We start from the raw sequence: 21,401 nt of genomic DNA, 5'->3' as shown, positions 1-21,401 counted from the left end.
TATCTCCATTACCTTTTAATGCTCTTGGAGTCATTGCGCCATTTGCATCTCTTAACGGACCTGAATTGTAGGCATAATAAACATTAAATTCATCCGTATCACTCTGATTAGAGAATAAACGTTGTTTATTTGGTGTAGTAACACCCGTAGCCATACGTTGTGCAGGAATAGGTGCTGGAACATCATCACCAATCGAGAATTTCAATTGATTATTTAAAGCTTCTGATGTTGCTAATGTTTGAGTATAAGTAGATCCATCTGGACGATGACCAATTGCTTTGTACTCGATATTAATTTTTTTACCGCCATTAGAACTTAAATATTCTTCCATTTTTTGTGGAGTATCAAAATATCCTTCTTTTACACGGAAGACTGGACCATTATTATTAATTTCTGCACCAACTCTGGTAGGTCTCTTATATGCATCTACAGATGTTTTATCGTAATTTAACTTAGCAACATTTCCTTCTAATGTCCAATAACGGTTTGTTTCAACTGTTGGAACTAATTCTAGGAATTCTGGAATACCTGTAATTGTATAATCTACATCAGTAAGACGACCATTACCATTTTTATCCCCTACATCTGTACCTTGTAAGAAGTCTTTCCCTCTATCGTAGGTAATAAATGGCAGAGTAAAAGTATTCCCCTTAATTGGACTAAATGTTCCATCGGAATTTTTAGATCCAACAATTAAATCTCTATCATAGTAGCCTGGAACATAATCAAAAAGATTTTTATTTTCTTTTTTATCAGATTCTTTATAAAGAATTTGAGATAAATACTCATATTTTGCTGTAGCAGTTGTTGTGGAAATTAGTTCGTCTCCATTATAAAATTCTGCTCTAGCAATAGTTGTATCACCAGCTGACGGACTCTTATCAATTGAAGAACTAATTTGATGTTCGATATTAAGTTGACCTACAGCACCACCAGTAATCGTATTCAGAGGAATTTCATAGATAAAGTTATTTTCATCTGAAAGATCTTTTGGACTTCCACTTGCTAACGCTGAGTTAGAAAGTGATGGTTTTACATCTGTATTTAAATGATTTTTAGGAATAATATAACGAATTTTACCATTTTTAATCGGTGTTGCAGATGAACTTGAAAAACCTAATTGTAATTTCAAGACACGTTTTCCATCTCCGTTACTCACTACTGGAATAGTATCTTCACTTATATTTTTACTTACCCCATTAGAATCTAAAAACGATAAATGTCCATAAAGTGCATCATTACTTACACTAGCATCTGCACGTAAATCTTCCTTAGGAATTTCTTTTCCGTTACGAATGTCTCTTTTACCACTAAATGTACGTGTAGATAAGTTTACAATAGAGTTTCTACTTCTTTGAACTTTTTGATATAGTTTTACTAATTCTGTTTCGTTTTGATTTTCATTAAAAGATTGTACTTCCTTTAAAATCTCACGGGCTTCAGCAATTGTTTTCTTTTCATCTTCAGAAGATAAATCTACTACTTTTGAAACAGCTTCTGTTAATTCATCTGCTAATTTCTTTAATCCTTCTTTAGTTGCAGTAGAGTTTTCAGTTGCTTCGTTTTTTGTAGAAACTTCTTTCTTTTCTACTCCTTTAATCGATTTTAAAATAGAAGTTAATGAGCTAATTTCTTTTGTTTTTTTATCAGCTCCTGACTGTGTTGCATCCAATGCACTTAAATATTGCTTAGCTTCTGCAACTAGTTTTTCAGCATTTTGGATTTGAGAAGCTTGTTTTTCATTTCCTCGGATGCGTTCAATTTGAGCTTCCAAATCTGCTAATTTTGCTTGCAAGAGAGATAAATCGACAGATGTTTTTGTCTCAGTCACTTCTGTATTAGCATTCTCTAAAACTGTTAAAGCTTGGTCTGTCTGTTTTTCGGCCGCTTTTACAGGCTTTTCTGTCTCTTCAGTTGCTTTTGGCTGCTCAGCTAACTCCGCTTTCCCTGCACTATCTACTTTTGGCTCAGAGATCGTTCCTGCTTGAGCATTTCCTTGCGCTTGGCTTAGTCCCGTATCAGCATCCTTCGTCACTACCGTTTCAGTAGCAGAGTCTGCTTCTACCGTATCTACATTGTAACCAAACAAAAATCCTGCCCCGATTAAGACACTCGCAGCACCAACTTTTAATTTTTTAATCGAATATTTTTCGTATCTATTTCCACAAAAATATCGATGATCTTTTTGTTATCTTGACAATTTAAACATTTTTTCTCCTTGTATATATACTTAGGTACAAATATACTGTATAAATTATATCATATTTCAAAGTAACTGTTAAGATATTTATTTATAAATTTCATTAAAAAATATACCCTTCTAAAACATTTTTTCACACAAGTATACATTTATATAAATATTTCCATTATCCCACCTCCAACTTTCTTTTTCATTCCTTTTATGGTAAAATGAAGAGTAATAATATTTATTAAAGAGGTAAAAACATGATTGAAGCAAGCAAATTGAAAGCTGGTATGACATTTGAAACTGCAGACGGAAAATTGATCCGCGTTTTGGAAGCTAGCCACCACAAACCAGGTAAAGGGAACACGATTATGCGTATGAAATTGCGTGATGTCCGTACTGGTTCTACATTTGACACAAGCTACCGTCCAGAAGAAAAATTCGAACAAGCTATTATCGAAACTGTTCCAGCTCAATACTTGTACAAAATGGATGAAACTGCCTACTTCATGAATACTGAAACTTACGACCAATACGAAATCCCAGTCGTAAATGTTGAAAATGAATTGCTTTACATCCTTGAAAACTCTGATGTGAAAATCCAATTCTACGGAACTGAAGTAATCGGTGTAACTGTACCAACTACTGTTGAATTGACAGTCGCTGAAACACAACCGTCTATCAAAGGTGCTACTGTTACAGGTTCTGGTAAACCAGCAACTATGGAAACTGGACTTGTTGTCAACGTTCCTGACTTCATCGAAGCTGGACAAAAATTGATCATCAACACTGCAGAAGGAACTTACGTTTCTCGTGCCTAATCTCTAGAAAGAGGTCATTCTATGGGAATTGAAGAACAATTTGGCGAAATCGTTATCGCTCCACGTGTACTTGAAAAAATCATTGCTATCGCAACTGCTAAAGTTGATGGTGTCCACTCATTTTCAAATAAATCCGTATCTGATACCCTATCAAAACTCTCTCTTGGTCGTGGCGTTTATCTTAAAAATATCGAAGAAGAGCTGACAGCTGATATCTATCTCTATCTTGAGTACGGTGTGAAGGTACCAAAAGTCGCTCTTGCTATTCAAAAAGCAGTAAAAGATGCTGTCCGTGATATGGCTGATGTGGAACTTTCTGCTGTCAACATCCATGTTGCAGGAATCGTTCCAGATAAAACACCAAAACCTGAGTTGAAAGATCTATTTAACGAGGACTTCCTCAATGACTAGTCCATTATTAGAATCTAGACGCGAACTTCGTAAATGCGCTTTTCAAGCTCTTATGAGTCTTGAATTCGGTACAGATATGGAAACAGCTTGTCACTTTGCCTACACGCATGACCGTGAAAATGCAGATGTGCAAATCCCTGCCTTTCTTCTGAACTTGGTTTCTGGCGTTCAAGCTCAAAAAGACGAGTTGGATAAACAAATCAACCAGCACCTCAAATCAGGCTGGACAGTTGAACGATTGACCTTGGTCGAAAAAAACTTACTACGCTTGGGAATCTTTGAAATCACATCATTTGATACACCTCAGTTGGTAGCAGTCAATGAAGCCATTGAACTTGCTAAGAATTTTTCAGATCAAAAATCAGCTCGTTTTATCAATGGACTGCTTAGTCAATTTGTAACTGAAGAAAATGAATAAGCGAAAAAGTGTTTGGTCTTCCAAGCACTTTTTTACTTTCCCCTCTGCACAGAATAATACTCTTCGAAAATCTCTTCAAACCGCATCAACGTCGCCTTGTCGTATAGATGTTACTGACTTCGTCAGTTCTATCTGCAACCTCAAAACAGTGTTTTGAGCTGACTGCGGCTAGTTCCCTAGTTTGCTCTTTGATTTTCATTGAGTATAAGAACCACATAAAAACTAGAACTGGCTACCAGTTCTAGTTTTTGCGTATTCTGAAATATTAGTATTTTCTAAATCGTTGATAACGCTCTTCCAACAACTCTTCTAGCGGTTTTTGTAAAAGTCTAGCTAGCTCAGCTTGAAGTTCTTTTTTAACATTCTTAATAAGTTCTTTACTAGAAAGTCCTGCTTCAGAAATCACCTTGTCCACCACGTCCATTTCTAACAGTTCATGCGAAGTGATTTTCATCAGTTCTGCCGCTTCCATAGCACGACTGCCATCCTTCCATAGAATAGAAGCAAAACCTTCTGGACTGAGAATGGCATAGATAGAATTTTCCAGCATCCAAACACGGTCCGCGACAGCTAGAGCCAGAGCTCCACCTGAACCACCTTCACCAATAATGATGGCAATTATAGGAACTTTCAGGTCACTCATTTCCATGAGATTGCGAGCAATAGCTTCCCCTTGACCACGTTCTTCCGCACCGACACCAGGATAGGCACCTGCAGTATTGATAAAGGTCACAACTGGACGACCAAACTTTTCAGCCTGTTTCATCAACCGTAGGGCCTTGCGGTAGCCTTCTGGATGCGGTTGTCCAAAATTCCGCTTGAGGTTATCTTGTAAACTCTTGCCTTTTTGGATACCAACCACTGTTACAGCTTGATCTCCAAGCCAGCCAATACCACCAACAACTGCACCATCATCACGAAAAGAACGGTCGCCGTGTAATTGGATAAAGTCATCAAAAATGCCTGTCGCAAAGTCCAAGGTTGTCAAGCGACTCTGCTCACGCGCTTCTCTGACTATTTTTGCAATATTCATCTAGGACCACCTCCATGCAATCTGACTAGGCTTGCAATCGTATCTGGCAAATCTCTTCTTTTGACGATAGCATCCACAAAACCATGTTCCAATAGGAATTCTGCCTTTTGGAAATCCTCAGGCAAGCTTTCACGAACTGTATTTTCAATGACACGACGCCCAGCAAAACCAACCAAACTTTGTGGTTCAGCCAGAATGATATCACCTTCCATAGCGAAAGAAGCTGTCACACCACCTGTCGTTGGATCTGTCAAAATGGTCAGGTAAAAGAGACCAGCATTAGAATGCCGTTTAACTGCTGCAGAGATCTTGGCCATCTGCATGAGACTCATGATTCCTTCCTGCATACGGGCTCCACCAGAGGCTGTGAATAGAACAACTGGCAATTTTTCGACAGTCGCATACTCAAACAAACGAGTGATTTTCTCACCTACAACCGTACCCATAGAAGCCATGATAAAGTTGGAATCCATAATCCCAAGAGCCACAGTCTGACCTTTTATAAGAGCTGTTCCTGTCACAACGGCTTCGTCCAGACCAGTTTTTTCACGCATAGTTGCTAGTTTTTTTTGATAGCCAGGGAAATGCAAGGGATCCTTGCTTTCAATCCCTGTAAACAATTCCTTGAAGGTTCCCATATCAATCGTCAAAGCCAAGCGTTCTTGGGCAGAAATACGAAAGGTATAGCTACAGTGTGGGCAGATACGCTCACTTCCCAGATCCTTCTGATAGATGGTATGCTTACAGCTCGGACACTGGGAGAATAATTCATCTGGAACCTCTGGCTTAGCTTGAGGTTTTTCCCTAACCGAACGATTGGGATTGATTCGAATATACTTATCTTTTTTACTAAATAGAGCCATTGATTCCCCTTTTCGGTTTAAACTCTTGAAGTCATTTTATTCTTTTTCTTGATACTTGGGTAAAAAGGTTTCCATCAAGAAGGAAGTATCATAATCTCCAGCAATGACATTGCGATCTGAAATGAGGTCAAGCTGGAAATCTGCATTGGTCTGCACTCCTTCAATCTCTAATTCATAGAGGGCACGTTGCATTTTCATAAGTGCATCAAAACGATTTTCACCATGAACGATGATTTTGGCAATCATGCTATCATAATAAGGCGGAATGGTATAACCTGAATAAACTGCTGAATCCACGCGCAATCCAACTCCACCACTTGGCAGATAGAGATTGGTAATCTTACCTGGACTTGGAGCAAAGTTGAAGGCAGGATTTTCTGCATTGATACGACACTCGATGGCATGACCACGCAGAACAATATCTTCTTGCTTAACAGACAGAGGCTGACCTGCCGCAATGCGAATCTGTTCCTTAACAATATCCACACCTGAAACGAATTCTGTTACTGGATGTTCCACCTGAACACGAGTATTCATTTCCATGAAATAGAATTTTCCACTGGCTTCATCAAGAAGAAACTCAATGGTCCCTGCATTTTCATAACCAACAGACTCTGCAGCTCGAACAGCAGCAGAACCAATTTCATTGCGTAGCGTTTTGCCGATTGCAATTGAAGGACTTTCTTCCAAAACCTTTTGGTTATTCCGTTGAAGAGAACAATCCCGTTCCCCCAAGTGAATCACATTTCCGTGTTCATCTCCTAAGATTTGAACCTCGATATGACGAGCTGGATAGATGACCCGTTCTATGTACATGGCACCATTGCCATAATTGGCCTTGGCTTCGCTAGAGGCCGTTTCAAAGGCTGAAACGAGGTCTTCTGGTTTTTCAACCTTACGAATCCCTTTACCACCTCCACCTGCTGAAGCCTTGAGCATCACAGGATAGCCAATTTTTTCAGCAACAATCAAAGCTTCCTCAGAGTTATGCACTTCTCCATCCGAACCTGGTATAACAGGCACGCCCGCTTTGATCATCTGAGCGCGCGCATTAATCTTATCCCCCATCATATCCATAACATGACCAGATGGACCGATAAACTTGATTCCCACCTCTTCACACATGGTAGCAAATTTGGAATTTTCACTGAGAAATCCGAAACCGGGGTGAATGGCTTCTGCCTCAGTCAAGACTGCAGCTGATAGAACCGCATTAATATTGAGATAAGACTCTGTTGCCTTGCCAGGACCAATACAAACTGCTTCATCTGCCAAAAGCGTATGAAGGGCTTCCTTATCAGCAGTTGAATAAACCGCCACCGTCGCAATCCCCAATTCACGCGCCGCACGGATAATACGAACCGCGATTTCACCACGATTGGCAATTAAAATTTTTCGAAACATGGAGAACCTCCTTAGTTCCCTATTGCAAAGGTAAGAGTTCCACTGGCCGCAAGCTTGCCATCCACTTCAGCCTTTGCTTCAACCACAGCTATGGTGCCACGACGTTTTACAAATGTTGCCGTCATAACTAATTGGTCACCTGGTACAACTTGCTTCTTGAACTTAACCTTATCCATACCAGCGTAAAAGACTAGTTTACCTTTATTTTCAGATTTTGATAACTCCAAGACACCAGCTGTTTGCGCCAAGGCTTCCATAATCAGAACACCTGGCATGACAGGGTATTGAGGAAAATGACCGTTGAAGAAGGGCTCATTGATGGTTACATTTTTGATGGCAACAATGGTATCCTCGCTCACTTCCAACACACGGTCCACTAGGAGCATAGGATAACGGTGAGGAAGGGCTTCTTTGATTCCTTGAATATCGATCATTTGATACGTACCAATCCTTTACCAAACTCAACCATTTCTTCATTAGAAACGAGAATTTCTGTTACCACACCATCCTTAGGAGCTGGGATTTCATTCATGACTTTCATGGCTTCAATAATTACCAATGTTTGGCCTTTTTTAACACTATCACCAACTGTTACAAAGGCAGGTCTATCTGGACCAGCAGCCAAGTAAGCCACCCCAACAAGTGGGCTCTCTACAACATCTCCCTCAGCAGCCACACTTGCTTCTACTGGCGCCGAAGTTTCTTCCACTACAGTTTCTGCTGGAGCAGATGAAGGCGCTACTGGACTTGGTGTTGCTAGAACGGGCGCTGGAGCGACTTGAGCTGCAACTTCAGGTACAAGTCTAGCTTCATTCTTGCTAAACTGCAACTCATCCGTCCCATTTTTATAAGAAAATTCTCTCAAACTTGACTGGTCAAATTGAGCCATCAAGTCTTTAATATCGTTTAAATTCATACTTATTTATTCTCCCAACGTTTGAAAGCAAGAACTGCATTGTGGCCACCAAAACCAAAGGTATTTGAAATAGCGTATGGAATTTCTTGCTCCAAGCCTTGTCCATAAACTACATTGGCTTCGATATAATCTGATACTTCACTTGTTCCAGCTGTCATTGGTACAAAGTTATGACGCATAGCCTCGATTGTTACGATAGCTTCTACTGCACCTGCAGCACCCAGCAAATGTCCTGTGAATGATTTGGTTGATGATACAGGTACTTCCTTACCAAGAACAGCCACGATGGCACCACTTTCTCCTTTTTCATTAGCAGGAGTTGACGTTCCGTGAGCATTGACATAGGCTACTTGCTCTGGAGAAATCTCAGCTTCTTCCAAGGCTAGTTTGATGGCCTTGATAGCTCCTTGACCTTCTGGATGAGGAGAAGTCATATGGTAGGCATCACAGGTATTTCCGTAACCAACCACTTCAGCAAGGATAGTAGCGCCACGTTTTTCGGCGTGTTCAAGACTTTCAAGAACCAACATCCCAGAACCTTCACCCATGACAAAACCATTACGGTCCTTATCAAATGGAATGGAAGCACGAGTCGGGTCATCTGTAGTTGAGAGAGCAGTTAGGGCTTGGAAACCAGCAATAGCAAAAGGTGTGATAGAGGCTTCTGAACCACCTACCAACATAACGTCTTGGAAACCAAATTTAATTGAGCGGAAGGCATCCCCAATCGCGTCATTTGATGAAGCGCAGGCAGTATTGATGGACTTACAAACACCGTTTGCTCCAAAACGCATAGCAACATTTCCTGAAGCCATATTTGGTAAGGCTTTTGGAAGGGTCAATGGTTTCACACGTTTTGGTCCTTTGTCATTTAGGCGAAGCACTTGATCTTCAATTTCTTTGATTCCACCAATACCAGAGGCCACGATAACACCAAAACGATCCTTGTCAAGAGTCTCTACATCAAGACCTGCATGATTAACGGCTTCTTGAGCTGCGTACAAGGCATACAAAGAATAGTTATCAAAACGATTGGTATCTTTCTTAACAAAGTATTTATCAAAAGGAAAATCTTGTATTTCCGCTGCATTATGCACATCAAAGTCACTATGATCAAATTTTGTAATTGGACCAATTCCGATTTTTCCAGTTGTCAAACTATTCCAAAATTCTTCTGGTGTATTTCCGATTGGAGATGTTACTCCATAACCTGTTACTACTACGCGATTTAGTTTCATCTTTTTTACCTCTAGCTTCTGCTACATACTTAAGCCACCATCAATGGCAACCACTTGACCAGTTAGATAATCTTGGCCTGCTAAAAATACTGTTAAATCTGCAACCTGCTCTGCCTGCCCAAATTCTTTCATAGGAATTTGTGCCAGCATAGCATCTTTTACCTTGTCTGATAGAACAGCTGTCATATCGGACTCAATCATTCCAGGTGCAATAGCATTAACCCTGATATTGCGATTGGCCACTTCACGCGCCACAGACTTGGTAAAACCAATCAAACCAGCCTTAGAAGCTGCATAGTTAGCTTGACCGATATTTCCCATCAAACCAACTACGCTAGACATATTAATGATAGCACCTTCTCTAGCTTTTATCATCGGTTTCAAGACTGATTGTGTCATGTTAAAAGCACCAGTCAAGTTAACCTTGAGCACTTTTTCAAAATCTGCTTCTGTCATCTTGAGCATAAGGGTATCTTGGGTAATCCCTGCATTGTTGATCAAAACATCTACTGAACCCAGCTCTGCAATAGCTTGATCAACCATACACTTAGCGTCTGCAAAATCTGATACATCTCCTGAAATAGGAACCACCTTGACACCATAGTCTGCAAATTCAGCGAGCAATTCTTCTGAGATAGATCCACGACTGTTTAAGACGATATTGGCTCCTGCTTGTGCAAACTTGTGGGCGATGGCAAGACCAATTCCACGACTCGAACCTGTAATAAAGATATTTTTATTTTTTAGTTGCATTCTTTTCTCCTGTTTCCTTTTGTATTTATGGGAGAAGGGATTACTTGTTTTCTAGCAAAGTTTCCAAACTAGTCTGATCTTCAACATTGGCTAGTTTAGCTGTCTTATCAATTTTTTTGACAAAGCCTGACAAGACTTTCCCCGGTCCAATCTCGATAAAGTTGGTTACGCCTGCTTCTTTCATAACTGCAATACTTTCATAGAAACGAACTGGTTCCTTGACCTGACGCGTCAAGAGTTGAGCAATGTCTTCTTTTTGCATAATTGTAGCTTCTGTATTGCCGACTAGGGGACAAGTAAAATCTGAAAAACTTACCTGAGCTAGTGTTTCAGCCAGTTTCTGACTAGCAGGTTCAAGAAGAGCAGTATGAAAAGGTCCTGAAACCTTGAGAGGAATCAAGCGTTTGGCACCTGCTTCTTGCAAGAGTTCAACAGCTCGATCGACTGCAACCACTTCTCCACCAATCACGATTTGTGCAGGTGTATTATAGTTGGCTGGGGTAACCACTCCAAGTTCAGAAGCTTTTTGACAGGCTTCCTCAATGACCTCTACTGGTGTATTAAGAACTGCCACCATCTTGCCAGAGCCAGCAGGAGCCGCTTCTTCCATATAGACTCCACGCTTAGCAACCAGGGCTACCGCATCTTCAAAATCCAAAGCACCGCTGGCCACCAAGGCAGAGTATTCTCCAAGAGACAAACCAGCAACCATATCAGGCTGATAGCCCTTTTCTTGTAATAAACGGTAAATAGCAACTGAAGTTGCTAAAATAGCTGGTTGCGTATAGCGGGTCTGATTGAGTTTTTCTTCCTCCGTATCAATGAGATGACGTAAATCATAACCAAGTACCTGACTCGCTTGATCAATCGTCTCTTTGACAATAGGGTAGTGATCATAGAGATCCCGTCCCATACCTAGATACTGGGCACCTTGACCAGCAAATAAAAAGGCTGTTTTAGTCATTTCTTACAACTCCTGCCCAACGAGAGGCTTCTTCTTGAATTTTCTTAGCTGCTCCGTAATACAAATCTTTTAGTATTTCTTCAACGGTTTCTTCTTTGGAAACAAGACCTGCAATCTGACCTGCCATGACAGAGCCTCCATCCACATCTCCGTGAACAACCGCTTTAGCTAGAGCACCTGCTCCCATTTGTTCAAAAATTTCCAAATCGGGATTTTCTTGTTTAAAGGCATCTTTCTCAGCTTTTTCAAAATCACGAGTCAACTGATTTTTAATCGCACGAACAGCATGTCCAAAGTATTGAGCTGAAATTGTAGTATCAATATCTCTAGCTTTTAAAATTTTCGCCTTATAATTTGGATGGGCATTAGACTCTTTGGCAACGACAAAGCGAGTTCCAACCTGAACAGCCTCTGCACCTAGCATAAATCCAGCAGCAGCACCTTCACCATCCGCAATCCCTCCTGCAGCAATAACAGGAATAGATACAGCAGCAGCAACCTGACGCACCAAGGTCATGGTAGTTAATTTACCGATATGCCCCCCAGCCTCCATTCCTTCTGCAATAACGGCATCCGCACCGATTTTTTCCATGCGTTTAGCTAGGGCAACACTTGGCACAACAGGAATAACCGTAATACCAGCTTCATGGAAGCGTTCCATGTATTTACCAGGATTTCCTGCGCCTGTTGTTACTACCTTAACATCTTCCTCGATAACGAGATCTACAATATCTTCCACAAAGGGAGACAAGAGCATGATGTTGACACCAAAAGGTTTATCCGTTAACGATTTGATCTTGTCAATATTTGCCTTGACGACTTCTTTCGGGGCATTCCCCCCACCGATAATCCCTAGTCCTCCAGCCTTGGAAACAGCCCCTGCCAAATCACCATCAGCGACCCAGGCCATTCCTCCTTGGAAAATAGGATAATCAATGTTCAATAATTCTGTAATACGCGTTTTCATAGTGCCTCCATCGTTTCTTGCTTACGTAATAGTTCGATACCGTCATAATTTGACAATCAAACTATTGCCTAAACAAGAGGGAGCGGGTTTCCCTACTCCTTCTATCTTATATTCTGCTTATTTTGTTTGCTCTTCAACGTAGGCAACCAAGTCACCAACTGTTTTCAAGTCATCTTTTGCTTCGATTTGGATATCAAAAGCATCTTCGATTTCTGAGATTACTTGGAACAAGTCCAATGAATCTGCGTCCAAATCATCAAAAGTTGATTCAAGTGTTACTTCTGATGCGTCTTTCCCAAGTTCTTCAACGATAATTTCTTGTACTTTTTCAAATACTGCCATGATAGGACTCCTTTAAAATAAATAGTTTTTTTATAACAATGTGTTCACCACATGATTACCTAAATTGTAAGAATGAGCGTGCCCCATGTCAAGCCTCCACCGAAGCCTGATAGTAGAACAGTCTGGCTACCATCTAAGCGGATGAGACCTTGTTCTACACACTCTGAAAGTAAAATCGGGATACTGGCTGCACTGGTATTGCCATATTCCATCATATTGGCTGGAAGTTTGTCTCGGTCGACACCGATTTTTCTAGCCATTTTATCCAAAATACGGTCATTAGCCTGATGAAGTAGCAGACAATCCAAGTCTGTCGCCTCTATAGGAGACTCATCAATAGTCTGTTTGATAGACTTGGCTACATCTCGAATAGCAAAATCAAAGACTGCACGCCCATCCATCTTCAAAAATGAATCTGCACTTTCTTGATCTGAAAATGGAGAATGTAACCCTGAATGTCCATAGGTCAGACACTCGCTACGACTCCCATCACTATTGAGACTCTCAGCCAGAAAATGCTCTTTCTCGCTAGCTTCTAGCAAAACTCCACCAGCACCATCTCCAAACAAAACAGCTGTTGATCGGTCTGACCAATCGACTGCCTTAGAGAGGGTCTCACTACCAATCACCAATCCTTTTTGAAAGCGACCAGAAGCGATAAACTTTTCAGCAGTTGAAAGAGCAAATACAAATCCACTGCAAGCTGCTGTTAGGTCAAAAGCAAAGGACTTATTAGCACCAATATTGGCTTGGACACGAGCAGCTGTTGAGGGCATCATCGAATCTGGAGTAATGGTAGCTAGGATGATAAAATCCAACTCCTCCCCAGTGATTCCAGCTTTTGCCATCAGTTTCTTGGCAACCTCTGTAGCCAAATCACTGGTAGATTCTGTTCTTGAAATATGCCTTTGTCGTATTCCCGTCCGACTTGAAATCCACTCATCATTGGTATCCATTATCTGAGCCAAATCATGATTTGTAACCACTTGCTCTGGTACATAATGAGCAACCTGGCTTATTTTTGCAAAAGCCATTATTTCAAATCCTCCAAAAATTGATAAAGATTGGTCAACCCTTTGCTCATAACATCAATTTCTTCCTTACTCATACCATCAATGATTTTTTCAACCATGGCCTTGTGGAAGCGTTTATGTAGTCTATGAACCAAGCGCCCCTTCTTTGTCAAATGCAGATGCACCACACGACGGTCCTGCTCTGAGCGAATGCGTTCAATGTAACCCTTTCGTTCAAGATTATTCAGACTCGTCGTAACCGTCCCAAGAGTCACCATCAACTCTTTCGACACTTGACTTGGCGTCACATCTGGGAATTTTCCAATTACATCGATTGTATGGACTTATTTGATGGAGATATCCTTGAAACGACTACCCCTCAAGCTAACTTCCTCAATAACGAGGACATTGTTAAATATAGATGTTAAATATTCATTAATTCGTTGGTAGTCCAATCTCTTTTCCCTCCTTTTCAAAAAACTTTCACAATCAAAACATTTGACAGAAAAATTATATCAAAGTTCAAAGAACAGTGCAAGTATTTTTTTATTTTCCTGTAAATTTAGGCCTTCTTCTCTCCGAATGAGCCCGAACTCCCTCTTTGAAATCCTCTGTTTGGGCCAAAGATTCCTGTAGCTTCAATTCTAAAGTAGCATAATCTTGCCAATCTTTAAATTGACTCTCACAAACCAACTTCTTGATGGCAACATAGGAATTACTTGAACCACGTCTTAATTTTTTAAGAAGCTGTTCTCTGGTCTTTTCGAGTTTGTCAGCTTCACAGACTCGATAAACCAAGCCCCATTCTAAAGCTTTGTCTGCCGTTAAAGCTTCTCCTGTCATAGCTAATTGAACAGCACGAGTCACACCAATACTACGACTCAAGAGATGAATCCCACCTGCATCTGGAGCCAAACCAACTCCAACAAAGGCTTGGATAAATTTAGCCTTATCGGTCGCTAAACAGAAATCTGCAGCAACAGCCATATTCGCTGCGGCACCTGCAACAGCCCCATCAACCTCCATCAAAACAGGTTTGGCTATTTGCTTGATTTTATAAGAAATCGTATTGACCAATTCTGCGATTTTCGTCAATGATGGAATATCATCCTCATCCACTGCCCGCTTCATCTCAACCAAATCTCCCCCAACGGAGAAGACTTTGCCATTCGCGTTGATTAAGACAAAATGCACAGCCGGATCCTCTTCTGCCAAAGTCAGAGCTTCTAAAATCTCCTCACACATAGGGATATGAAAACCATTCGCGACCTCAGGACGATTCAAGGTAAGAATTGCCAAGTCCTCTTCAAGCTGATATATAATATGTTCCATCGGGACTCCTTTTTATTTTATAAGCAATTTATATTATTTTATTTTCAAAGTATATCTTTTTTTAAATCAGAAAACAAGAAAAAATCAACTGAAAGTGTCTCGGCCGATTAGAAAGGCTCGCTTTATACTAGAACGCATCTTATTTTCTTCATTGAAAAAAGGCTTTCTTTCTGCTATAATCGTATAAAATACTTACTTTAGGAGTTCTTATGAAGGTTGTTAAATTTGGAGGTAGCTCTCTTGCCTCTGCTAGTCAATTAGAAAAAGTTTTAAACATCGTCAAAAGCGATTCAGAGCGTCGTTTTGTCGTCGTTTCTGCGCCTGGTAAACGCAATGCTGAAGATACTAAGGTTACGGATGCCTTGATTAAATACTATCGCGACTATGTTGCTGGTAACGATATTAGCAAGAGTCAAAACTGGATTATCGACCGCTATGCTGCTATGGTTAGTGAACTAGGTCTTAAACCAGCTGTTCTAGAAAAAATTTCAAAAAGCATTCGTGCCTTGGCAAGTCTTCCTATCGAAGAAAACGAATTTCTCTACGATACTTTCCTAGCAGCGGGTGAAAATAACAATGCTAAATTGATCGCAGCCTACTTTAATCAAAATGGCCTCGATGCACGCTATGTTCACCCGAGAGAAGCTGGTATTGTGGTCACAAGTGAACCTGGTCACGCTCGCATTATTCCATCAAGTTATGACAAAATTGAAGAATTGACAAATACAAATGAAGTTCTTGTCATTCCTGGTTTCTTTGGAGTTACCAAGGAAAATCAAATCTGTACCTTCTCACGTGGAGGATCAGACATTACAGGTTCTATCATTGCTGCCGGTGTTAAGGCAGACCTCTATGAAAACTTTACAGACGTTGATGGTATCTTTGCGGCTCACCCAGGAATCATCCACCAACCACACTCGATTCCTGAGTTAACCTACCGTGAAATGCGTGAGTTGGCTTATGCAGGATTCTCAGTTCTTCATGACGAAGCTCTTCTCCCTGCCTATCGAGGAAAAATTCCTCTGGTTATCAAGAATACCAACAACCCTGACCATCCAGGTACTCGTATCGTTCTAAAACACAGTAGTGATGAATTTCCAGTTGTGGGAATTGCTGGTGACTCAGGCTTTGTCAGCATCAACATGTCGAAATACCTCATGAATCGTGAAGTTGGATTTGGTCGCAAGGTTCTGCAAATCCTTGAAGATCTTAACATCGGTTGGGAACATATGCCAACAGGTATCGACGATCTTTCAATCATCCTCCGTTCTCGCGAACTAACTCCTATCAAGGAAGAAGAAATCCTTCGTCAGTTGGTTCAAAAGGCTGAAGTAGACCATGCAGAAATCGAGCACGACCTTTCAATCATTATGATTGTTGGAGAAAAAATGAAGAGTCATATCGGAGTTACTGCTACTGCGACACGTGCTCTATCTGAAAATAAGATCAACATCCAGATGATGTCTCAAGGTTCTAGTGAAGTATCTATCATGTTTGTTGTCCATAAGGACCAAGAGAAAGCAGCTATTAAAGCCCTCTACAATGCCTTTTTCGGTGAAAGTAAGGAAGACTAAGCATGGCTCAATCACTTAACAAAACAGTGCTCCTCAATACGACAGGCACCTCCTACCTCTCTATAGCTGGAAAAGTTGGGAAATTCCTTGTCGGAGATCAGGCTTTGGAATTTTATCCCGATGTCAATGTTGAACAATTTATCCAGATTCCTTGGAGCCATATCAACCAAATTGGAGCTAATGTTACTGGTCGCAAAATCAGTCGCCACTTCGAAGTCTTTACAGACAGAGGAAAATTCCTCTTTGCTTCAAAAGACTCAGGTGCCATTCTCAAAATTGCTCGTGAAAAACTGGGCAATGACAAGGTCGTCAAGCTTCCGACCCTGATTCAAACCATTGGTCAAAAATTTAAAAATCTATTTGCAAAAAAGTAGAAACTTTAGTATAATCATAGCAACGGATAAGTAGGTTATCTTCTTCTTTCAGAAAGTCTGCGGGTGCTGCGAGCAGATAGGAGGGATAGGTGAAATTCTACCGTTAGTAACAATTGCATACACAATCAAGTGCACACCTGTGAAGTTGGATGGAACCGTGGCCCTGCCACTCCAACGCTTTGTCAGGTGTGCTTTTTTCATAAAGGAGTTCTTATGTTAGATATCAAACGTATTCGTACAGACTTTGATGCTGTCGCAGAAAAATTAGCTACACGTGGTGTAGATGCTGCTATCTTGAATGAGATGAAAGAAATCGATGCTAAACGTCGTGACATCTTGGTCAAGGTTGAAACTTTAAAAGCAGAACGTAACACAGTTTCTGCTGAGATTGCCCAAGCTAAGCGCAACAAGGAAAATGCAGATGACAAGATTGCTGCCATGCAAACTCTATCTGCTGAGGTTAAAGCCTTGGATGCTGAATTGGCAGAAATCGATGCTAAATTGACAGAATTCACCACTACTCTTCCAAACATCCCAGCTGACAGCGTTCCTGTTGGGGCTGACGAAGACGACAATGTGGAAGTTCGCCGTTGGGGTACTCCACGTGAGTTTGACTTCGAACCTAAAGCTCACTGGGATCTTGGTGAAGACCTTGGTATCCTTGATTGGGAACGTGGTGGTAAGGTAACAGGCGCTCGTTTCCTCTTCTATAAAGGTCTCGGTGCTCGTTTGGAGCGTGCTATCTATAACTTTATGTTGGATGAACATGGAAAAGAAGGCTATACGGAAGTCATCACGCCTTACATGGTTAATCATGACTCTATGTTTGGTACTGGTCAATATCCAAAATTCAAGGAAGATACTTTCGAACTCAGCGACAGCAATTACGTCCTTATTCCTACAGCTGAGGTTCCTCTGACAAACTACTACCGTGATGAAATCCTTGATGGTAAAGACCTGCCAATCTACTTCACTGCTATGAGTCCTTCATTCCGTTCTGAGGCTGGTTCTGCTGGTCGTGATACTCGTGGCTTGATTCGTTTGCACCAATTCCACAAGGTTGAAATGGTTAAATTTGCCAAACCAGAAGAATCTTACGAAGAATTAGAAAAAATGACAGCCAATGCTGAAAACATCCTTCAAAAACTTAACCTTCCATACCGTGTCGTTGCTCTCTCTACTGGAGATATGGGCTTCTCAGCTGCCAAAACTTACGACTTAGAAGTTTGGATTCCAGCACAAAACACCTACCGTGAAATCTCAAGCTGTTCAAACACAGAAGATTTCCAAGCTCGTCGTGCCCAAATCCGTTACCGTGATGAAGCAGATGGCAAGGTGAAATTGCTCCATACCTTGAACGGTTCTGGACTTGCAGTCGGACGTACAGTGGCTGCTATTCTTGAAAACTACCAAAATGAAGATGGTTCTGTGACCATCCCAGAAGCACTTCGTCCATACATGGGTGGAGCTGAAGTTATCAAACCATAAAAAATAAGGTTTAGCTATTTCTAGCTAGACCTTTTTTCGTAACCAAATCAGATAAGCGCCTAATACAAAGAATAAAATAGTTAGGCATATAACCGTTTCAGCCAGTACCAAATAATCCAGAAATGGAAGTTTCAAGATTCCCTGAGCCATCTTGAGCGAAGTAGCTGTGATAATGGTTGGGAAAGTGAGTGCTGAGAAGGATGGTTGAAAGCCTTGTTTTAAAATATTGGGCAGGCGAGTCAAAACAAAGAAAAAGAAGGATTGGGAAGCCAAGATCATGACAATCATGAGCCAAGTTGGTAGACTCTCTCCTCCAACTCGAACTAGAGAAGCCAAGAGCAGAGAGAAGGGAGCACAGTAGATTCCTTCCTGTCCAAGCAGTGCTAGTGGGAGTGGAGTTTTCTTTAAATCGCTATAAATAAGCGGGTAGAGATAGAAGGTCAAGAGAAATCCAAAACTCAAGGTAGCATAGGCAATTTCTATGATGCCTACAAGAGGATAGGTCAAGGCTGCTACTGCTATCCCCACATAGAGAACCGTCCAGCTAGGAGTGGCATGAACCCTCCGACCCGGACAAGCAAACTTTATAGTGAAACCAGCAATCAAGGCCAAATCCAAGAGAAATGAAAACCACCAGAGCCCTTGCGCTACTAAAGGAAGATGAGAAAATACACGAAAGACATAGGTAGATAAAATCATCCCAGCCATGGGAAAGGTGGCCATTCCTGATAAAAGAGGGGGCTTGGTCAACTCTTGCTTGGTTTCCTTCCAATTAAACAGATGCAGAATTAGAAAGTAAATCCACAAAATCAAACCTGTCAGACTAAAAAGATGGGACAGAAACGGCAACGTATCTAAAATAAGATTTCCAGCTCCTGCCAAACCTAGCAAACAACCAGAAAATACCAAGGGGAGTTTTTTCATCCTAACCTCCAATAATCATGTTAGTTTCAGTATAGCATAAAAGCGCTTAAATGAGGACTAAAAAAACGAAGTCCGATTATTTCAGACTTCATTTTACTCAGATATGAATTAAGCATAGGGTTGCAATTCTGGGTTAATTGGTGTATTGGCTAGATTGTTGGCATAGTTACAGAGGCTTGCTAGGCTGACACCAAGAACCACATCCAAGGCATTTTGTTGGGTGTAGCCAGCTTCTAAAAATTCACCCAAGGCTTCATCTCCTACACGACCCTTGGTATTGATAACTGCCAAAGTAAACTTAGCCAGAGTGTCTAATTTAGGATCTGTTTCGATTGGAGTACGATTGCGAAGGGCTTGCAGAAGGTCATCATTCATCTGGATTTGTTTGATGGAAAAAGCTGTGTGACCTGCCACGCAGAAAGCACAACCATTAGTTACAGCTGCCGTGATTTGCACCACTTCACGCTCAACTGGTGTCAGGCTATTGCGACGGTTAATGGCTCCGACAGTTCTGTAGGCTTCTAAGGCGGTAGGTGCATTAGCCAAGAGACCGATTAGGTTGGGAATATAGCCATTGTTATCTTTTTCTACTGTTTCAAGAACTTCTTTCACTTCTGCTGGTGCTGATTCGACTGTATGAATTGTAAATGTTGTCATCATAAAACCTCTTTTCATGTTGTTGAAATCTAGTCTATCACAGATTCTATACCTTGTATAATATATATTTTAAATTGCATCGATAGAAATTTTTTATGAAAGCAAAAAATCACACGAGCTGTGTGATTTCATTATTTGTCAAAATACTTTTTAGTTTCAGCAATAACGACCGGCGACAAGACTAAGAGGGCAATCAAGTTTGGCAGAGCCATCAAGGCATTGACAATATCTGCGATAATCCAAACCATATCCAACTCGATAAATCCTCCCAACAAGACCATGAGTACAAAGACCACACGGTAGAGCCAGATAAAGCGAACCCCAAAGAGAAACTCAAAACAACGTTCCCCGTAATAGTTCCAACCTAGAATCGTCGTAAAGGCAAAGAGTACAAGGAAGATGGTCAAAAGGGCAGGTCCAAAGTGTGAAAAGACTGTTGAGAAGGCTGACTGAGTCAAGGCAACCCCATTCAAATCACCACTCCAAACACCAGTTACCAAGATGGTCAAACCAGTCAGAGTACAGATAATGAGAGTGTCAATAAAGGTTCCTGTCATGGAAATCAAGCCCTGCTCTACCGGTTCATTTGTCTTAGCGGCAGCAGCTGCAATGGGAGCAGAACCCAGACCAGATTCGTTTGAGAACACACCACGCGCCACACCATTTTGAATAGCCATCCGAATGCTAGCACCGGCAAATCCACCTACCGCAGCAACAGGACTAAATGCTGATGTCAAGATTAAAGCGATTGTGGCAGGGATTTTCCCAATATTAAAGAAAATAACTGTAAGAGTTCCCAAAATATAGATGATGGCCATAAAAGGAACAACAGTAGTTGAAACCTTTGAAATGGACTTGAGTCCACCAAAGACAGCAATCGCTACAAAGACAGACAACACAAGAGCTGTGATGGCTGGTGAAATAGTCGTTGTATTCTGGATAGATTCTGTAATCGAGTTGACCTGGGTGAAGGTCCCGATTCCCAACAAAGCCACCAAGACACCCGCCAGGGCAAAGAAGATGGCAAGGGGACGCCACTTTTCTCCCATCCCTAGAAGAATATAGTGCATGGGACCTCCCGCTACTGCACCATGGTCGTCTTTGGTGCGGTATTTAATTGCCAAGAGTCCTTCCGCATACTTGGTTGCCATTCCAAAGAAAGCAGCCATCCACATCCAAAAGAGAGCTCCTGGGCCACCGACCTTGATAGCCGTCGCGACTCCGATAATATTTCCCGTACCAACTGTCGCTGCGAGTGCTGTACACAAGGCCGCAAAGCTGGATACATCGCCATGCCCCTTATCCTTTGTAAAAATAAGCTGGAAGGCCTTGGGCAGACGCAAAACCTGCAAGAGTCCTAGACGAGCAGTTAGGTAAATCCCTGTCCCGACCAATAAAATCAAGAGGGGTGGGCCCCAAGCAAAAGCATCGATTGATTTAAGCAATTCTAACATTTCCTTCTCCTATCTTTTCAACCCCAAAAGAAAGAGCACATGCAAGATACATGTACTCTGGAATGCTTAGATAAATGCTAAAAAGCGGTCTATCCTAGCTCTGTCCTTTTACCTGAGAGTTTGAGCAGTTGCCTGCCTTGCCCCTTCGGTGCCTTTACGGTCTCTCCAGAGTTCCGTCCATTTACAGTCATGAAAAATCAAACGATTCCCCACTTCTATTAAACTTCATTCGGTGTTGGTATTTAATTGATTCTTATTTTACAAAAAATG

General features: G+C 41.3%; 21 protein-coding genes, 2 pseudogenes and 1 riboswitch. Of the genes and pseudogenes, 6 read left to right on the top strand and 17 right to left on the bottom strand.

Annotated features, from left to right (window positions below; translation table 11 throughout):
* Window positions 1-2,083: 2,083 nt before the first annotated feature.
* Window positions 2,084-2,158 (bottom strand): annotated as a pseudogene (locus FQT24_RS11245) (YSIRK-type signal peptide-containing protein); the annotation flags it as partial.
* 287 nt (window positions 2,159-2,445) lie between these two features.
* Between FQT24_RS11245 and efp the strand changes: the two are divergent.
* From efp to nusB, 3 genes are read left to right on the top strand one after another with little or no spacing between them, the layout of a single operon-like run.
* Entirely contained in the window at window positions 2,446-3,006 is a 561-nt protein-coding gene (gene efp / locus FQT24_RS10105; protein WP_000568643.1) for an elongation factor P, read from the top strand.
* A 21-nt stretch (window positions 3,007-3,027) separates the two neighbouring features.
* Complete coding sequence (locus FQT24_RS10100) at window positions 3,028-3,417, top strand: Asp23/Gls24 family envelope stress response protein (protein ID WP_125411107.1); 390 nt, start codon at window positions 3,028-3,030, stop codon at window positions 3,415-3,417.
* Complete coding sequence (gene nusB / locus FQT24_RS10095; RefSeq protein ID WP_143952917.1) at window positions 3,410-3,835, top strand: transcription antitermination factor NusB; 426 nt, start codon at window positions 3,410-3,412, stop codon at window positions 3,833-3,835. The genes FQT24_RS10100 and nusB overlap by 8 nt, the downstream gene beginning before the upstream one ends.
* Window positions 3,836-4,100: 265 nt before the next feature.
* Here nusB and FQT24_RS10090 read toward each other — a convergent pair whose 3' ends face one another.
* The 13 genes and pseudogenes from FQT24_RS10090 to FQT24_RS10030 form a co-directional block, all read right to left on the bottom strand.
* Window positions 4,101-4,868 carry an acetyl-CoA carboxylase carboxyl transferase subunit alpha gene (locus tag FQT24_RS10090; protein ID WP_143952916.1) on the bottom strand — a complete coding sequence of 256 codons (768 nt, stop codon included), beginning with the start codon at window positions 4,866-4,868 and terminating at the stop codon, window positions 4,101-4,103.
* A complete protein-coding gene (accD, locus tag FQT24_RS10085; RefSeq protein ID WP_143952915.1) occupies window positions 4,865-5,731 on the bottom strand; it encodes an acetyl-CoA carboxylase, carboxyltransferase subunit beta in 867 nt (288 codons plus the stop codon). Before accD ends, FQT24_RS10090 begins: the two co-directional genes overlap by 4 nt.
* 36 nt (window positions 5,732-5,767) lie before the next feature.
* The gene (locus FQT24_RS10080) at window positions 5,768-7,135 is read right to left on the bottom strand and encodes an acetyl-CoA carboxylase biotin carboxylase subunit (protein ID WP_143952914.1); all 1,368 of its coding nucleotides are present in this window, start codon (window positions 7,133-7,135) and stop codon (window positions 5,768-5,770) included.
* A gap of 11 nt (window positions 7,136-7,146) precedes the next feature.
* Window positions 7,147-7,569 (bottom strand): 3-hydroxyacyl-ACP dehydratase FabZ, encoded by a 423-nt coding sequence (gene fabZ / locus FQT24_RS10075; protein ID WP_000565518.1) that lies wholly within the window; start codon window positions 7,567-7,569, stop codon window positions 7,147-7,149.
* Window positions 7,566-8,051 carry an acetyl-CoA carboxylase biotin carboxyl carrier protein gene (gene accB, locus FQT24_RS10070; RefSeq protein ID WP_143952913.1) on the bottom strand — a complete coding sequence of 162 codons (486 nt, stop codon included), beginning with the start codon at window positions 8,049-8,051 and terminating at the stop codon, window positions 7,566-7,568. Before accB ends, fabZ begins: the two co-directional genes overlap by 4 nt.
* A gap of 2 nt (window positions 8,052-8,053) precedes the next feature.
* Window positions 8,054-9,289, bottom strand: coding sequence for a beta-ketoacyl-ACP synthase II (fabF, locus tag FQT24_RS10065; protein WP_143952912.1), 1,236 nt, complete (start codon window positions 9,287-9,289; stop codon window positions 8,054-8,056).
* 21 nt (window positions 9,290-9,310) lie between these two features.
* Window positions 9,311-10,042, bottom strand: coding sequence for a 3-oxoacyl-[acyl-carrier-protein] reductase (fabG, locus tag FQT24_RS10060; RefSeq protein ID WP_143952911.1), 732 nt, complete (start codon window positions 10,040-10,042; stop codon window positions 9,311-9,313).
* A gap of 40 nt (window positions 10,043-10,082) precedes the next feature.
* A complete protein-coding gene (fabD, locus tag FQT24_RS10055) occupies window positions 10,083-11,006 on the bottom strand; it encodes an ACP S-malonyltransferase (RefSeq protein ID WP_143952910.1) in 924 nt (307 codons plus the stop codon).
* Window positions 10,999-11,973 carry an enoyl-[acyl-carrier-protein] reductase FabK gene (gene fabK, locus FQT24_RS10050; protein ID WP_143952909.1) on the bottom strand — a complete coding sequence of 325 codons (975 nt, stop codon included), beginning with the start codon at window positions 11,971-11,973 and terminating at the stop codon, window positions 10,999-11,001. The genes fabD and fabK overlap by 8 nt, the downstream gene beginning before the upstream one ends.
* Before the next feature lie 117 nt (window positions 11,974-12,090).
* Window positions 12,091-12,315 (bottom strand): acyl carrier protein, encoded by a 225-nt coding sequence (locus FQT24_RS10045; RefSeq protein WP_000257843.1) that lies wholly within the window; start codon window positions 12,313-12,315, stop codon window positions 12,091-12,093.
* Window positions 12,316-12,374: 59 nt separating this feature from the next.
* Window positions 12,375-13,349 (bottom strand): beta-ketoacyl-ACP synthase III, encoded by a 975-nt coding sequence (locus tag FQT24_RS10040; protein ID WP_143952908.1) that lies wholly within the window; start codon window positions 13,347-13,349, stop codon window positions 12,375-12,377.
* Window positions 13,349-13,783: pseudogene (gene fabT, locus FQT24_RS10035) on the bottom strand (fatty acid biosynthesis transcriptional regulator FabT). Before fabT ends, FQT24_RS10040 begins: the two are co-directional and overlap by 1 nt.
* A gap of 91 nt (window positions 13,784-13,874) precedes the next feature.
* Window positions 13,875-14,660, bottom strand: a complete 786-nt coding sequence (locus tag FQT24_RS10030) for an enoyl-CoA hydratase (RefSeq protein ID WP_143952907.1) — start codon at window positions 14,658-14,660, stop codon at window positions 13,875-13,877.
* A gap of 209 nt (window positions 14,661-14,869) precedes the next feature.
* Between FQT24_RS10030 and FQT24_RS10025 the strand changes: the two genes are divergently transcribed.
* The 3 genes from FQT24_RS10025 to serS all read left to right on the top strand — a co-directional run bounded on the left by FQT24_RS10025 (window position 14,870) and on the right by serS (window position 18,096).
* The gene (locus FQT24_RS10025; protein ID WP_143952906.1) at window positions 14,870-16,234 is read left to right on the top strand and encodes an aspartate kinase; all 1,365 of its coding nucleotides are present in this window, start codon (window positions 14,870-14,872) and stop codon (window positions 16,232-16,234) included.
* 2 nt (window positions 16,235-16,236) lie between these two features.
* Complete coding sequence (locus FQT24_RS10020) at window positions 16,237-16,608, top strand: DUF956 family protein (RefSeq protein ID WP_000079349.1); 372 nt, start codon at window positions 16,237-16,239, stop codon at window positions 16,606-16,608.
* 213 nt (window positions 16,609-16,821) lie between these two features.
* On the top strand, window positions 16,822-18,096 hold the full coding sequence (serS, locus tag FQT24_RS10015) for a serine--tRNA ligase (RefSeq protein WP_084927831.1): 1,275 nt from the start codon (window positions 16,822-16,824) through the stop codon (window positions 18,094-18,096).
* 24 nt (window positions 18,097-18,120) lie between these two features.
* Here serS and FQT24_RS10010 read toward each other — a convergent pair whose 3' ends face one another.
* The 3 genes from FQT24_RS10010 to FQT24_RS10000 form a co-directional block, all read right to left on the bottom strand.
* The gene (locus tag FQT24_RS10010) at window positions 18,121-19,020 is read right to left on the bottom strand and encodes a TDT family transporter (RefSeq protein WP_143952905.1); all 900 of its coding nucleotides are present in this window, start codon (window positions 19,018-19,020) and stop codon (window positions 18,121-18,123) included.
* 108 nt (window positions 19,021-19,128) lie between these two features.
* Entirely contained in the window at window positions 19,129-19,677 is a 549-nt protein-coding gene (locus FQT24_RS10005; RefSeq protein WP_033686525.1) for a carboxymuconolactone decarboxylase family protein, read from the bottom strand.
* Between the two features lie 131 nt (window positions 19,678-19,808).
* Window positions 19,809-21,131 (bottom strand): alanine/glycine:cation symporter family protein, encoded by a 1,323-nt coding sequence (locus FQT24_RS10000; protein WP_049487020.1) that lies wholly within the window; start codon window positions 21,129-21,131, stop codon window positions 19,809-19,811.
* Window positions 21,132-21,221: 90 nt separating this feature from the next.
* Window positions 21,222-21,310, bottom strand: a riboswitch (glycine riboswitch).
* Between the last annotated feature and the right edge of the window lie 91 nt (window positions 21,311-21,401).

The sequence above is a fragment of the Streptococcus mitis genome, from assembly GCF_901542415.1.
GTDB classification, from domain to species: Bacteria; Bacillota; Bacilli; order Lactobacillales; family Streptococcaceae; genus Streptococcus; species Streptococcus mitis_BL.
This window is presented reverse-complemented; position numbering and strand designations above follow the sequence as displayed.